Annotated in this window: 10 protein-coding genes; 8 read left to right on the forward strand and 2 right to left on the reverse strand. The window is 70.1% G+C overall.

Translation table 11 applies throughout. The features are described 5' to 3' along the window. Positions 1 to 214: 214 nt before the first annotated feature. Positions 215 to 1,507, reverse strand: a complete 1,293-nt coding sequence (locus ACFFIA_RS30900) for an NsdA family TPR-like regulatory protein (RefSeq protein WP_377257569.1) — start codon at positions 1,505 to 1,507, stop codon at positions 215 to 217. A gap of 411 nt (positions 1,508 to 1,918) precedes the next feature. Continuing rightward, entirely contained in the window at positions 1,919 to 3,307 is a 1,389-nt protein-coding gene (locus ACFFIA_RS30905) for an NsdA family TPR-like regulatory protein (RefSeq protein WP_377257571.1), read from the reverse strand. 471 nt (positions 3,308 to 3,778) lie between these two features. Between ACFFIA_RS30905 and ACFFIA_RS30910 the strand changes: the two genes are divergently transcribed. The 8 genes from ACFFIA_RS30910 (at position 3,779) to ACFFIA_RS30945 (ending at position 13,439) form a co-directional block, all read left to right on the forward strand. Next, entirely contained in the window at positions 3,779 to 4,666 is an 888-nt protein-coding gene (locus ACFFIA_RS30910) for an SAM-dependent methyltransferase (protein WP_377257573.1), read from the forward strand. 143 nt (positions 4,667 to 4,809) lie between these two features. Then, positions 4,810 to 7,167, forward strand: coding sequence for a sensor histidine kinase (locus tag ACFFIA_RS30915; protein ID WP_377257575.1), 2,358 nt, complete (start codon positions 4,810 to 4,812; stop codon positions 7,165 to 7,167). After that, entirely contained in the window at positions 7,164 to 7,577 is a 414-nt protein-coding gene (locus ACFFIA_RS30920; RefSeq protein ID WP_377257577.1) for a roadblock/LC7 domain-containing protein, read from the forward strand. Before ACFFIA_RS30915 ends, ACFFIA_RS30920 begins: the two co-directional genes overlap by 4 nt. A gap of 209 nt (positions 7,578 to 7,786) precedes the next feature. Next, positions 7,787 to 8,953, forward strand: coding sequence for an ABC transporter substrate-binding protein (locus ACFFIA_RS30925; protein ID WP_377257579.1), 1,167 nt, complete (start codon positions 7,787 to 7,789; stop codon positions 8,951 to 8,953). 44 nt (positions 8,954 to 8,997) lie between these two features. Then, positions 8,998 to 9,831 (forward strand): class I SAM-dependent methyltransferase, encoded by an 834-nt coding sequence (locus ACFFIA_RS30930; RefSeq protein ID WP_377257581.1) that lies wholly within the window; start codon positions 8,998 to 9,000, stop codon positions 9,829 to 9,831. A 241-nt stretch (positions 9,832 to 10,072) separates the two neighbouring features. After that, positions 10,073 to 10,927 (forward strand): branched-chain amino acid ABC transporter permease, encoded by an 855-nt coding sequence (locus ACFFIA_RS30935; RefSeq protein ID WP_377257583.1) that lies wholly within the window; start codon positions 10,073 to 10,075, stop codon positions 10,925 to 10,927. After that, positions 10,924 to 11,907 (forward strand): branched-chain amino acid ABC transporter permease, encoded by a 984-nt coding sequence (locus ACFFIA_RS30940; protein ID WP_377257585.1) that lies wholly within the window; start codon positions 10,924 to 10,926, stop codon positions 11,905 to 11,907. Before ACFFIA_RS30935 ends, ACFFIA_RS30940 begins: the two co-directional genes overlap by 4 nt. Continuing rightward, entirely contained in the window at positions 11,904 to 13,439 is a 1,536-nt protein-coding gene (locus ACFFIA_RS30945; RefSeq protein ID WP_377257587.1) for an ATP-binding cassette domain-containing protein, read from the forward strand. Before ACFFIA_RS30940 ends, ACFFIA_RS30945 begins: the two co-directional genes overlap by 4 nt. Positions 13,440 to 14,335 lie beyond the last annotated feature (896 nt).

Below are 14,335 nucleotides of genomic sequence, written 5' to 3' on the forward strand. Positions count from 1 at the left end.
CACCGCTCGTCGCTGCCGATCGGCGGCCCGGCATCCCCTCATGCTCGATGTGCCGTCACGCCAACTGAAGCCTGAGTGGGTCAAGTCCATGGAACGCGTCGGTGGGGACGGCTTCACCATCACGAGCTTGAGTAGTGGGCCGGAAACACCGTGAAATCACGACTCCCGGTAGCAGTGGCTTGGGCCAGCGCAAATCAGGCAGGGCGTTTTGACGTCAACCGGCCGCCCCACTCTCTCGGTCGTTGCTCTTCACGGCAGCATGATACTCCTCCTCGAAGTCGTCGGCCGCGGGCGTACCGCGATACTCGCCAAGGAGCCGTCGCAGCGTCTGCACCCGCCCATCCGCGCGCACCGACCCCGCGTGCCGGGAGAGCCGCAGCGCCCGCGACGCCGCCTCAGCGGCCCGCTCCACCTCACCAGCCTGCAACAGCGACTCGGCCAACCACGTCAGGTACAGCGATGTCTCCCGGGCCGCGTTCTCGTCGTAGCCGGCCGTTGCGCGTTCCAAGATCGGAACTGCCCTAAGCGGACGCCGTAGCTCCGTCCATACCCGGCCAGCCATCACCTCGACCTCTTTACAAGACAGCCAATACGTCCACGGCGGATCGTCTTCTGGCTTCCGGCCTGAGTAAGCGTCGTCCACCGCGCCCAACGATCGCTCAGCCTGACCCGCCTCGCGAGCGCGTGCATGCGCCCATGACAACCGCTCCAGCAACAAGGCTCGCGTCGTCGCGGTGGCGGAGCGCCCGGCGCCGCGTACGGCGGACCGGGCTAGCATCACTGCCTCTCGCGGGTCGCCGATGTTGGCCACTTGGTACGACAGCGACGACAGGTTGTTGGCCGCCCCGGGCGTGTCACCGCCGGCGTGCGCCGCCCGTACACCGGCCAGGTAGAGCCTTTGCGCGTCGGCGTAGTGGCCGGCGTCGGACGCTACCCAGCCGGCAAGCTGGCATAGTTCGGCGATCGCGACTAGCAACCGACGCCCGACCACTTCTGTGTAGGACGCTTCCCGCAGGATGCCAGCCGTCGCGGCGAGTTCAGCAGTAACGACCTCGTAGGTACTCATGCCGCCCAGGTGGTCATCGAGCAGACGAAGCTGTTGCACTCGCTCGATCACGTGTTCCACTGTGGAATTACCAATGCGTCGCCCAGCGCGTACCTCGTAAACCTGCGGGGGATCGGCGATCAGCCACTCGTGGGCGAGGCGCAGCGCGTTGTCCGCAGTGGGTGTCTCCGCGAGCAGCATCGCCGCGAGTGCTTCGAAGTCCCGATGCCGCCAATGCTCGCTGTCCACCGTCCACTCGCCGACGGGCCGCTGACGGACCATCGCCACGAGTTCGTCAGTGCCGAATGCTTCATCCAGCGCAGATGCGTAGAGGTGCGTAGGTGGCCGGATGCCCCGCACAATCCGGGACAGGTGTGCTGCGTCGAGATGGGCCCGACGGGCAACACTCCGCAGGCTCTCCGACCCGCTGAGCCGCCTAACCGCCTCGCCGAACGTCTCCACGCCCCTCTCCCCGGTCGTATAGAGGTGTTGCCAAGTGTTGCCAACCGATCCGGCTGCACGTGCTACCTGGTCCGCGCACTAGGCAATCACAAGACTACGGGGCACGCGGGTGCGACGTCTCGATGCACCCCGATGGAGCGCCCCCGCTCTGCTGTGACCCGAACGCCGGGGCGGGGGCGACATATCCAGTAAGCGTTGATCACCAAAGGTTGAGTGGGAGGAGGCGCCGTGATCGGTCGGCCCGCGTCCACCGCTCAGATGGACCATGACACGGCTAGCGAGCGGTGGGAGCGCGGCGGGCCGCGGCACCGCGGCCGGATGGTCGCGTGTCGACAGCACCGCGAGGCTCGCGCTCGGCGCGGCTGCCGCGTACGCCTCCGCGAGAGAATGGGGGCCTCGGGAGAGAAGGCGTCATGCCGCTGCGAGCAATTGGCTGGCGCGTCGTTGGAATGCTTGTACGTCCGGCACGTGCTCGTATGGCTTGAAACGCTTGGTGAGGTCGCGGACGGTTTCGATGCATCGACTCGATTCCACGGTTTCCGCGAGCGATACCACGGCCTGGCCCCGAGCAGCTGCGCGTTCGACTTCGTCCCGCAGCAAATCGCCGACAACCAAGGCGGCCTGGCTGAGGGCGCCGCGACGGGCACGCCGCTGCCGGGCGGCTTCGGCTGCGGATTCGCCGGCGAAGCGGTCGATTTGGGCGGTGTCACCGATGTCGCGGAAGCAATGGGCGGCTTCGCCGAACAGGTAGGCCGGATCGATGAAGCGTGCCCACTCGGGTTCGTTGTCGGGGCGAACGTGTTGGAAGGTCGCCTCGGCGCGACGGACAGCTTCGGTCACCGATCCCTTGGGACGACCGTCGCGAGCAAGTGCCGCGAGAGCGCGCGCTTCGAGAATTTGCAGGTCGGCCACGCAAGCGGGCGAGTCGCTGAGGGCGATGCCGCGCTGGCCAACGCGGGCCAAGGCGAGTGCTTCCTCAGGGTAGCCCAGCAGGTTGGCCTGGTCCGACATGCCGGCCAGGACGTGAGCGCCGAGCACCTTGTTTTTCGAGGCGCTGGCCAGTCGCAGCGACTGGATGAGGTAGCGCTGGGCGAGGCCGTGCTGGCCGTCGTCGTAGGCCATCCAGCCGACGAGGTATGCCTGCTCGGCGGCGGCTTCATAGAGCGCCAGCTGAATAGCTTCCTGGTCGTGCTGGTGACGCACCAATGGCAGGACGTAGCCCGAGAGGTATTCGACCAGGGCGACGCGGGCGTGGCCGCCACCGCGCATGACATCCATCTCCTGCATGATCTTGAACATTCGCCGGATTCCGTCGACCTGGCGCATGCCGATCTTGCGTGGGGTGTCCTGGTCGAAGGTTTCGTCCAGCGTCGAGAGCAGCCAGTCGCGGCTGGGACCCGCTGCGGCGGCCAGGACGAAGGGCGCGGCCACCACTCGGCGCCGCTGCACTCCTCGCGACTTCAACTCAGTCCTCCCCAGTTCGAGGATGGTATCGATGGTCCCGGCCACGTCGGACGAGTAGGCCAGGGCACGCGCAGCCAGGCTGACGGTGTCGGTCATGCCGAAGTCGCTGGGCCGGACCTGGCGGCCCAACCGCTCGCTGAGCGCCTGGGCAATCAATGCCGGCACCGGCGGCTCCGGGCACTGGCCCTTACGCACCCAACGGTAGACGGCCGTGTAGTCGTACGTCAGCTGAAGCCCTTCGGTCAGTCCGAGTTCGTTGACGCGGCGCGCGAGCCCGCCCTCGGAGAAGCCGGCTTCGGTGACCAGTTCGGCCAGCGGTTCATTTCGCTTGGGCATCCCCGATCCTTTCGCCGTAGCTCAATTCGACCGTACCGCTGTTGGCGGTACCTGCGCATCGCCCGCACTGTGGCACACACATTTCACATGGGTTCGCACATGGGTCTCACGCGGGGTGCGGGGACGGTTTCATCTATGCGCGGCGACGTTGACCGTCGTCATCGCGTTGAACCGTTGCTGGTCGTGGGCTGCGCCTTTTCTGTCCTGCCCGTTGGTACGAGCCCGTGGGAAGGGGGCTTCGAGTGGCACCGTCCGTGACTGGCCAGGGTCAGGAGCTCCCACATCCCACGGCGGAGGAGCTGGCAGCGGCTCAGCAGCAGGTGGCGGCACACGCCGATGATCCCGGCACGGGCGTCTGTCCGTCGTGCGGAGTGACGCGCTGTGCGACCTGGCGGGAGGCCGACGCCGTGATCCTGCGCGGCCTTGACGGCATGGCGGACGCCACTGGCGACGAGGAGGCGAGGGCCTGACATGGAACAGCCAACGCGGGACCTGCTGACGCCGGGCGTGCTGTTGCCGCAGCCGCCGGTGCCGGAGACAGACCTGTCACGTGCGAGTGCTGCGCGGGTGTATGACTACTTCCTGGGCGGGATGCACAACTTTGAGGTGGATCGCCGGTTGGCCGAGCGGGTGCTGGCGGTGGCGCCCTGGGTTCAGGACGTCACTCATGCCAACCGGCGGTTCCTCAAGCGGGTGGTCGAGTTTCTGGTCACCCAGGCGGGTATCACGCAGTTCCTCGACATCGGTTCGGGTATCCCCACTGTCGGCAACGTCCACCAGACCGCCCAGGGAAGGTTCGGGCTGGCGCGGGTGGTGTATGTCGATGTCGATTCGGTGGCGGTGGAGTACAGCCGCAAGCTGCTGGAGGGCGACGACCACACGCTGGTGGTACAGGCGGACATGCGCGATGTGGAAACGGTGTTCGACCGGGCGCGGGAGCTGCTCGACTTCTCGCGGCCGGTCGCGTTGTTGATGGTGAGCGTGTTGTTGTTCCTGCCCGACGAGCAGCCGTTCGACCTGGTGCACCGGTACCTCGATCCGCTGGCGGCCGGTAGCTACCTGGGCATTTCGCATGTCACCGACGAGCACGTCACCGGGGCTTTGCGCGCCCAAACCGAGGCGGTGACGGCCGCGTACGCGGCCGCTGGTACGCCGATCGTGGCCCGCACCTACGAACAAGTCGCCGACTTCTTCTCCGGCCTGGAGCTCGTGGAGCCGGGCGTAGTTGCTCTGGACGACTGGCGCAACGGGACGGATGTACGGCTGGCTGATCCCGCCATCGCCGCGCTCAGCCTTGGCGGCTTGGCCCGTAAACCAATGGCGGGCATGCGGCCGTCTTCGCGGGTCGGGGAGGCGTGAAGGTGGCAGCGGCGACGATGCAGGTGGCATCGCATGCGGCCGGTAGCGCGCGGCGTGGGCCAGGGCCACGGCGGCCGGGTTGGCTGCGCCGTCGCCGGATCCGGTCGAAGCTGGCGATCCTGCTTTTGCTGCCGGTGTTGGCCGTGGTCGGGTTGACCGGTTTGGCGGTGGCCGGTGCGGCGGGTCGGTCGGCGGACGCGGACCGGTCGCACGCGCTGGTCGGGTTGGGTGGTTCGGCGGCCCGGTTGGCGGGGGTGTTGCAGCGGGAGCGGGTGTCGGCGGCGTTGGTGTTCGCCGAACCCGGGCAGTCGTCGACAGCGGCATACACGCGGGACGCCGCAGCCACGGACGCAGCGGTGGCACAGTTCCGTACCGAACGGGGACAGACGGACGTGCCGGCGGGCCTGGCGCCGTTGATGACGCGGTTGGATGGCGAGCTGGCCGGGCTGGATGCGTTGCGGCAGCAGGTGACGACGGCGCCGGACGCGGTGTTGAGCGTGGTCGCGTTCTCCTATCGGGCGGTGATCGCGGACCTGGTTGCCTACCGCCAAGGGTTGGGGCAGGTGGGTGTGTCTGCGGCGACGGCGAACGGGTTGCGGGCGGCGGCGGCGTTGTCGCAGGCGATCGAGTCGCTGGGTCAGGTGCAGGTGGCGGCGGTGCGGGCGGTCGACGCGGGCCGGCTGACGCCGGCGGGGCAGCAGGAGATCGTGGCCGCCAACACCGGCCTGACGGAGGCGTTGCAGACGTTCGGCGGCCTGGGTGAGCCGCGGTGGCAGGGGCTGGTCAACGGCCGGCTCAGCGCCGGAGCTGAGGTGTTGCGGTCCGAGCGGCTGCTGGGGGTGGTCACCCGGGCCCAGCCGGGGCAGCGGCTGACGTTGGGCACCAGCGCCCGGGGTTTCGCGGCGGCGATGCAGGTCCGGGCGGATGCGCTGCACGCGGCCGAAGGCGAGATCGACCGGGAGTTGCTGGCCGCGGTCGCCGCCGAGCGGGACGCGCAACGCCGTGCCGCGGTCACCACGCTGACGGTGGTCGCGGGGCTGCTGCTGGTGGTGGTGGCGGCTGGTTGGTGGGTGACCCGCTCGCTGTCGGGGTCGTTGCGGCGGTTGCAGGTCGGGGCACGTCTGGTGGCCGAGCAGCGGCTGCCGCAGATGGTGGACCGGGTCAGCGTCGAAAGCATCGACGAGGCGGCGGTTGCCAAGTTGGTGACGGAGGCGGCCGCGCCGATCCCGGTCGATGGCACGGATGAGATTGGTCAGGTCGCGGCGGCGTTCAACCAGGTCGGTGCGTCGGCGGTGCGGCTGGCGGCGGAACAGGCGCGGCTGCGTGCGGTGATCGGCGCGATGTTCCTGTCACTTTCGAGGCGGCTGCAGAAGCGGTCGGACCGGATGATGGCCAGCCTGGACGGGCTGGAACGGGGCGAGGAGGACCCGGAGCAGCTGCAGAAGCTGTTCGAGCTGGACCACACCGCGACCCTGCTGCGCCGGCTGATCGCGAACCTGCAGGTGTTGGCCGGGGGCCAGGCGGGTCGGCCGCGGGAGGCGTTGGTGGCGCTGCCGACCGTGTTGCAGGCCGCCGGTCAGGGGATCGACGCCTACACGCAGGTGCATCAGATCGGTGTGGATGACAGCGTCCACATTAGAGGGCATGTGGTCGAGGACCTGGCGCACCTGCTGACGGAGTTGCTGGACAACGCCGCGCAGGCGGCGCCGCCGGACCGTCAGGTGTTGGTGGAGGCCCGCCGGGTCGGGGACCTGCTACACATCCAGGTCCAAGACGAGGGCGCCGGCATGACACCCGAGACGCTGGCCGCGGTCCGGGAACGCTTGGCACAGCCGCGGCTGCTGGATCTGCAGGCGACGCAGAAGATGGGCCTGCCGGTGGTCGGCACGATCGCGCAGCGGCTCGGGATCCAGGTCGAGGTCCGCTCGGCGCTGCGGGAAGGAACACGGGTCGACCTGACCGTGCCGGCCGAGCTGTTCGAACACCGGCCACCGATGCCCGAGATCACCGCACCGCCACCGCCGCGAGCGGTTCCGGCAGCGGTCGGGCAGCCCTCCACCCGGCCGGCAGCGTTGCCGGCGGCGCCGCTGCCGGATGGGCCACGGGCCGGACCGGCAGATGGCACGCCGACGGTACCGCCGTGGATCTTCCTACAGATGAGCGGATCGTTCGCCACCGACCCGACCGCCTCATGGTTCGAGACGACCGGGGCGGGCGACCGGCCACCGGCCGGGGGCGGCGAGTTGGTGGGTGCTGGGGTGACGCAGTCGGCGTGGGACGCGCCGACCAGGGCGGTGGCGCCGGTGCAGCGGACCGCGTCGGGCCTGCCGGTCCGGCGCCCGGGAGCGATGGCCTACGCCCCGCTTCCGCAGCCCGCGGCTGGCGGTGCGGTGCCGGCGCGGCGTGATCCGGAGCTGATGCGGGCGCGGATGGCGGCGATGCAGGGCGGGTTGGTGCGGGCGCAACGGACGTATCACGTGATGAGGAGCGATCAGGGATGACGACGCAAGCGATGACGACGCAGCAGCCTGACTGGGGGTACCTGCTGGATGGTCTGTGCGAGGTGGCCGGGGTCAGCCATGCCTTGGCGGTGTCCGGTGATGGGCTGCTGATCGCGGCGAGCCGGCAGGTGCCACAGGAGTTCGTGGACCAGTTGGCGGCGACGACGTCTGGGCTGGCGTCGCTGACCAAGGGCCAGGCGACGCTGATGAACGCCGGCGAGGTGGAACACACGCTGGTCGAGATGACCGCGGGCAGCATCGTCGTGATGGCGATCGGGAACGGGTCGCACCTGACCGTGCTGGCCGCCAAACGGGCTGACCTGGGCCAGGTGGTGTACGAGATGGCGGCCCTGATCAACCGGGCCGGTTCCGCGCTCACCCCCGCCCTGCGACCGGCACTGACGCCATAACCACACGCATCCCCGCTGCTGACTGCCAGCCGGAGGGCGGCCGCGAGGCGCGACACACGCCGCGCATACCGCCGCAGGCGGCAGCCCCAGCCGACGCCCGATGGCGTTGGCCGCCCACGCCTGGCGGCTACCGCCATGTGCCCAGGACCATCCCATTTGTTGAAGGAGACTCGGTGAAACACCGTATGCATCACCGTTGGCGTCTGTTGATGGCGGCCGGGGCGGCCGTGGTGCTGGCCGTGGCCGGCTGTTCCGGTTCGAGCCTTGGCTCCGACGACGAGCAGAGCGACGGGGTGGTCCGGATCGGTCTGGTGTGGCCGACGTCCAATGTGTACAAGACGATCGGGGACGACTTCGCCCGTGGCTGGCAGCTGTACCTGGACAGCCACGGCGGCAAGCTCGGCGGCCACCAGATCGAGACGGTCGTGGTGGACGAGGGCAACGGCCGGGAGCTGGTTCGGCCGGGGATCAAGAAGCTGATCGAGCAGGACAAGGTCGACGTGGTGGTCGGCACGATCAGCTCGGACGCGGTCGAGGTCATCCACCCGGAGACCACGAAGAAGAAGATCCCGTATGTGGCGACCGGTGGCCGGCCCACCACCATCTCCGACGTCACCTGGACGTGGCACACGTCGTGGCAGAACAAGGACGCCGGTAACGCGATCGCCGAGTTCCTGCGCACCACGGTGGCGGGGCCGGTGTACGCGATCGGCCCGAACTATCAAGGCGGCTGGGACCAGGTCAACGGGTTCGTCGAACCGTTCACCAAGGCCGGTGGGAAGCTGGCCAACCCGGACGGCAAACCGGTGTGGACGCCGTACCCGAACACGACCAACTTCCTGCCCTACCTGAACGCGATCGCCGCCTCCGACGCCAAGGCAGTGTTCGCCTTCTACGGCGGCGGGCTGGGCATCGAGTTCGTCAAGCAATATGCCCAGGCCGGCCTCCAGAAGAAACTGCCGCTGTACGCGGCCGGGTTCACCACCGAAGGCGCCGTCCTGCAGGCACAAGGGCCGGCGGCGGACGGGGTCTATTCGTCGTTGAACTACGCCCCGGACCTGGACAACCCGGCCAACCGCGCGTTCGCCACCGCCTTCCAGGCGAAATACCAGACGGTTCCGGACCTGTACAACGTGACCGCGTGGGACGCCGCGCTGCTGCTGGACCGGGCGATCGCTGACGCGGGCGACAGCCCGACCAGTGAGTCGATCAACGCGGCGATCGGCCGGCTCGGCGCGATCGACAGCCCGCGCGGGCAGTGGCGGTTCAGCGGCACACATACCCCGATCCAGACCTGGTATCTGCGGCAGGTCCGCGCGGACGGCCGCGGCCGGGCCAACGTCGTCGTGCAACCCCTGACCACCCTCGGCCAATAGCACCAACCCAGCCCTTCGTTCTCCGGGAAAGGAACCGCCCCGCCATGCTGACCACGACCAGCGGCGACACCGGCCACGGATCGTCGCGGTACACGTTCGACAACGCCGACGAGCAGGGCCCGCGGATGCTGGGCCTGCTGTCCGGGATCCTCGACGAGCACTCCACTAGCACGCTGGCCGGCCCCGCCGTCGGGGTCGGGGCGGGCTGGCGGTGTCTGGACATCGGCCCGGGCGCCGGCAGCATCACCGGCTGGCTGAGCGAGCGGGTCGGCCCGGACGGCGAGGTGACCGCCCTGGACCTGCAGCCCGATCACGTCACCGCGGGCGGCAACGTCAAGGTGCAGCGCGGCGACATCCGCTACATCGATCTGCCCGCCAACTACTACGACCTGATCCACGCCCGGCTGGTGTTCGAGCACCTGACCGACCCGGATCGGGTGCTGGACCGGATCGTGCCCGCGCTGGCGCCGGGCGGGCGGCTGGTGCTGTCGGAATGGGACGTGCTGTCCTGGCAGCACTGGCTGCTGCACACCCCCAGCCAGGACCACGCGGCGGCGTTCGGATCGTTCCAGCAAGCCCTGTTCCGGGTGCTGTCCGACAACGGCGCCAACCTGCCCTGGGCCAGCCGGGTTCCCCTCGCCATGCTCACCGCCGGGCTGGAGCTCGTGCACAGCGAGGGCTCCATGCGCCTGGCCAAGGGCGGTGAACCGTTGTGCCTGCTGCACGAGAGCAACTCGCTGCAGCTGCACACCCGGCTGGTCGCGACCGGACTGGTCACCGCCGACCAGCTGCGCCTGCTGCGCGAGGCGATGAACGACCCGCAGACCCTGGCCTACAGCTACCAGATGTTCACCACCGTCGGCCGCAAGACCGCGTAGGCACACCGGGCCGGTAGCCAACCGCCGGCGCCGGTTTCGGACCAGGGAACGAGAAAGAGGAGGGCGAGGTGGCGACGCCACCACAGCACACCAGCCACCACAGCACAACGGGTACGGGCTTTGGCGCCGGTGGCGGTGCGCGCACCCGCGGACATCTGGGTGGACCATCTGGTCCTTGCGCGGCCGGAAGCGGCCGAGCCCTCGCCGACCACTGTGGACGGACGGGTGGAGGGTGGTGGCGGTGACGGTTGCGGTGACCGCGTTGGACGGGCTGGCGTTCGGGCTGCTGCTGTTCACAGTCGCGGCTGGCCTAAGCCTCATTTTCGGGGTGATGGACGTGCTCAACCTCGCCCACGGCAGCCTCTACCTGGCCGGCGCCTACTGCGCCTACCTGTTCAGCGACGGCAGCCTCCTCGGCCTCGGCGTCGCCATCGTGGTCGGGGCCCTGGCCGGCGTCGCTGCCGGTATGGTGCTGGCGGCGGCGGTGCGGCCGCTGCGCCGGTTTGGACACCTGGCGCAGGCCCTGGCGACGTTGGGGATCGCGTTCGGAGCCGCCGACGTGTTCACCACAATCTTCGGTGGCGCCCCGCTGCCAGCTGATCCACCCGAGGTGTTGGCTGGCAGCGTGCGGCTGGGGGTGCACGGCTACCCGGTCTACCGGCTCGGCTTCGTCGTGGTGGCGGCCGGACTCGCGGCCGGCCTGCATCTGCTGCTGACCCGAACCCGGGCCGGGGTGTGGCTACGCGCCACGGTCGACGACCCGGCGATGGCCGCCGCCAGCGGTGTGCCCACCGGGCTGGTCCAGAGCGCGGCGATGGCCGGCGGTTCGGCCCTGGCCATCGCCGGTGGGGTGTTGGGGGCGCCGCTGCTGGGCCCGGCACCGGGGGTGGATACCACCGTGCTGGTGCTGTCGTTGATCGTGGTGGTGATCGGCGGCGCCGGCTCTATCGGCGGCACCCTGGTAGGGGCGCTGCTGGTCGGCCAGGTCCAAACCCTCGGCGTCCTGCTCGCCCCCACCACCGCACCGTTCGCCCTGTTCGCCGTCCTGCTACTCGTGCTGACCCTGCGATCGCGGCGGGCGGTGCGTACCGCATGACCACCGCCCTCGCACCCACCACACCCACCAGGCCGGCCCCGGCGAAGCGGCGCCGGTCGACGGCCGGCCATGTGCTGGTCGCGGCGGCCGTGGTCGCGGCGATCGCGCTCCCGGCGGTGGTGGACGCCTACACCATCTCCATCGCCTCCACCGCGCTCGTGTTGGCCGCGTTGGCCGTCAGCACCCAACTGGTGACCGGCGTCGCCGGCCTACCCTCGTTGGGGCAGGCGGCCTACCTCGGCGTCGGTGCCTACACCGCCGCCCTCCTCGCCAACACCGGCCTGAGGGTCGGCCCGGTCCTGCTGGCCGCCGCCGCAGCAGCCGGGGCGGGGGCCGCCGCGCTCAGTGGGCCGCTGCTGCTGCGCACCCGTGGTACCGCGTTCCTGATGACCAGCTTCGCCATCGGCGAGCTGGTCCGGACGACGGCCAGCCTGTGGGCCGAGGTGACCGGCGGCGACGACGGCCTGCACGCCCCACCCGTGACCATCTGGCCGGCTGGGCCGCCGCTGGAGGCGGACGGTTACATCTACTTGTACCTGCTGGCCGCCTTCCTGGTCCTCATGCTCGCGGTGGCGGTGCTGCTGCGTAGCCGGCTGGCGGTCATCGTGCGGGCGTTCGCCGACGGCGAGGCCCGGCTGCAGGCGCTGGGCTACCACACTCCAGCCGCGTTGCTGGCCTGGCTGGTGATCGCGGGCGCGGTCGCCGGCATGGCTGGCGGCATGCTCGCCGCCGCTCACCAGTACGTGTCACCGGCAGACCTCAGCCTCGACATGTCGGCCCTCGCCCTGCTGGCGGCTGCGATCGGGGTTGGCTCCATGCGCGGCGCGATCGTCGGGACCGTCCTGGTCGTCGCGGTCCGGGACCTGGCCGGGGTGAACACCTCCGGTCACGCCCTGGCCCTGCTCGGCCTGACCTTCCTGGCCGTCGCCTACCAGCAGCCGCTGCGTAGCTACCTGCGCACCGTGGGGAGGCGTCGATGACCCCGCTGCTGCACGTGGATGGTGTCGGTCGCCGGTTCGGTGAGCTCACCGCCCTCGACGACGTCAGCCTCACCATCGCCGCCGGCGGCCGACATGCGGTGATCGGACCCAATGGGGCCGGCAAGACCACCCTGCTCAACCTGGTTGCCGGCACCCTACCGGCCACCGCCGGCCGAATCGTGTTCGACGGCCGGGACATCACCGCCATGCCGGTCCGGGCTCGGGCGAGGCTCGGCATCGGCCGGACCTGGCAACACCCCGCCGTCTTCGACCGGCTACCGGTGGCCACCAACCTCGCCCTGGCCCACCATCACGCCGCCGGCTGCACCGACCACCCCACCCGCTGGCCGCACCGCAACCGCCCCATCGACTGCGTCCAAGAGCTCGCCGGCGACGCCGGGCTCGCCGAGCACCGGTCCACCCCGGCCGGCAGCCTGTCCTACGGCACGCGGCGCCGACTGGAGGTCGCGATGGCCCTGGCCGCCCAGCCGCGGCTGCTGCTGTTGGACGAACCCACCGCCGGGCTGACCGCCGCCGAGATCGACACCCTCACCCGGGTGCTGGCCGACCTGCCGGACCGTACGGCGGTGTTGCTGGTGGACCACCACATCGACTTCGTGTCTGCGGTCGCCGACACCATCACCGTGCTGCACCACGGCGCACACATCACCACCGGCGCACCGGAGCAGGTCCGGGCCCACGACGATGTGCGCCGCGTCTACCTCGCCACCGACGCCGGTGGCCAGACCGAGACGAGACCACGCGACGATACCGTGCCGGCTGACGGAGCCCGCCCGGTCCTCACCGTCGAGGGCCTGCGCGCCGGCTACCACGGGGCGCCGGTGATCAACCAGATCAGCCTGCAGCTCGGGGCGGGCCAGGTCGTGGCGGTGGTGGGCCGCAGCGGGGCCGGGAAAACCACCCTGATCAACACGATCGCCGGCCTGCACCCAGCCCGCTCCGGCCAGATCACCGTCGATGACACGACGGTGACCGACGCCGGCCCGAGGCGGCGGCAGCAGGCCGGCCTCAGCCTCGTCCCGCAAGGCCGCCACCTGTTTAAGAACCTGACCGTCGCCGAGCACCTTCGCGTGCCACAGCCAGCCCGCCGGCAGACGTCGACGCCGCTGTCCGCGGCCGACATCTATGAGCTGTTCCCCACGTTGGCCGGCCGTCGCCGGCACCGACCTGGCCAACTGTCCGGTGGGGAACAGCAGATGCTGGCCATGGCCCGCGCCCTGGTCGGCAAACCGAGGGCGCTGCTGCTCGACGAACCATCCGAAGGGCTCGCCCCCACGGTTATCGACGACCTCGCCCGGCTCATCACTGACCTGTCCACCCAACACGAGGTGGCGGTCCTGCTCGCCGAACAGAACCTGCCCCTGGCGTTACGCGTCGCCGACCAGCTGTGCGTGCTGCACGAAGGTGCGATCGCGTTGCGGACCACACCGGCCGCGGTCGCCGCCGACCCGCACCTGCTGGAGGGGTACCTCGGCGCGGCAGCCGTCACTACGCCGGAGCCAGCGGCATGAACCAGACCGCGTTCGTCGAGTTGGTCACCCCACGCATCGACACGACCGACCACTGTGGACGGTGTGATTCGGCCGTGGTATGGGATGAGCTGTTCGGCTGGATCAGGGCGTATTCCGGCGATACCGCAGTGCCGGCAGACAGTTGTGGTCTGGTCGCCGTTTCCGGTCTTTGCTGTTCGCGTCCGCTGCTACGTACCACGCCTCCAGCGGTGCGACGCGACGTCCCGGCCCCCGCGAGGTGGCCTCGCGTGGGCCGGGACAGGGTGGATGGCGGCGGTGCCCCCGGGCCGTCGCCATCCACCCCCACTCCTGGGTCAGGGGGCCGGTGATGGCTGCCATCGACGGGCTGCGGTGGCCGCTGGCCGGGATCACCTTTTGCCGCGCCTGCCGGCAGCCGTGGCAGCCGTGGCCGGCTGGCCGGGACCGCCGCTTCTACCTATGCGGCGGCTGCCTCGCCCTGCACCCAGCGCCGCCTGTGGAACGCATTGTCGCGGCGGCCGTCGCCGAACGCGACTGGATCCGTGCCCAACACGACCCACAGCCGGACGTTCGGACAAGCAGAGGGCCGGTGTGCACGATCGTTGCGCTGCGGCATCACCTGGACCGGCTCGTGGAGCGCATCGTGGTCGCCGCCACGGATCCGGTGATCGAGGTGTGCTGGCGGCCGGTCGCTGCCCTTCCCCCGGACAGCCCGTGGCTTGGCCCCTGGATTGGCCCATGGGCCAGCCCACGCCCGGACCGGGGACCGCCCGTCGCGCACCGATAACCCGTTCCATCCTGCCCCCGTTTCGAGGAGACGTTGTGAGCTCAATGCGACAGGTGCGAGACGGGCATCAACTGAGACTTGCCGCAGAGCGCGGCGAGCCGTCCGTCACGAGATGTGGCGGATGGTGAGA

The sequence above is a fragment of the Phytohabitans kaempferiae genome (genome assembly GCF_042433955.1).
GTDB classification, from domain to species: domain Bacteria; phylum Actinomycetota; class Actinomycetes; order Mycobacteriales; family Micromonosporaceae; genus Phytohabitans; species Phytohabitans kaempferiae.

Coding starts and splice junctions, on each gene's coding strand:
- ACFFIA_RS30905 (WP_377257571.1), bottom strand. CDS start 3,307: ATGCCCAAGCGAAATGAACCGCTGGCCGAACTGGTCACCGAAGCCGGC.
- ACFFIA_RS30910 (WP_377257573.1), top strand. CDS start 3,779: ATGGAACAGCCAACGCGGGACCTGCTGACGCCGGGCGTGCTGTTGCCG.
- ACFFIA_RS30920 (WP_377257577.1), top strand. CDS start 7,164: ATGACGACGCAAGCGATGACGACGCAGCAGCCTGACTGGGGGTACCTG.
- ACFFIA_RS30925 (WP_377257579.1), top strand. CDS start 7,787: ATGGCGGCCGGGGCGGCCGTGGTGCTGGCCGTGGCCGGCTGTTCCGGT.
- ACFFIA_RS30930 (WP_377257581.1), top strand. CDS start 8,998: ATGCTGACCACGACCAGCGGCGACACCGGCCACGGATCGTCGCGGTAC.
- ACFFIA_RS30940 (WP_377257585.1), top strand. CDS start 10,924: ATGACCACCGCCCTCGCACCCACCACACCCACCAGGCCGGCCCCGGCG.
- ACFFIA_RS30945 (WP_377257587.1), top strand. CDS start 11,904: ATGACCCCGCTGCTGCACGTGGATGGTGTCGGTCGCCGGTTCGGTGAG.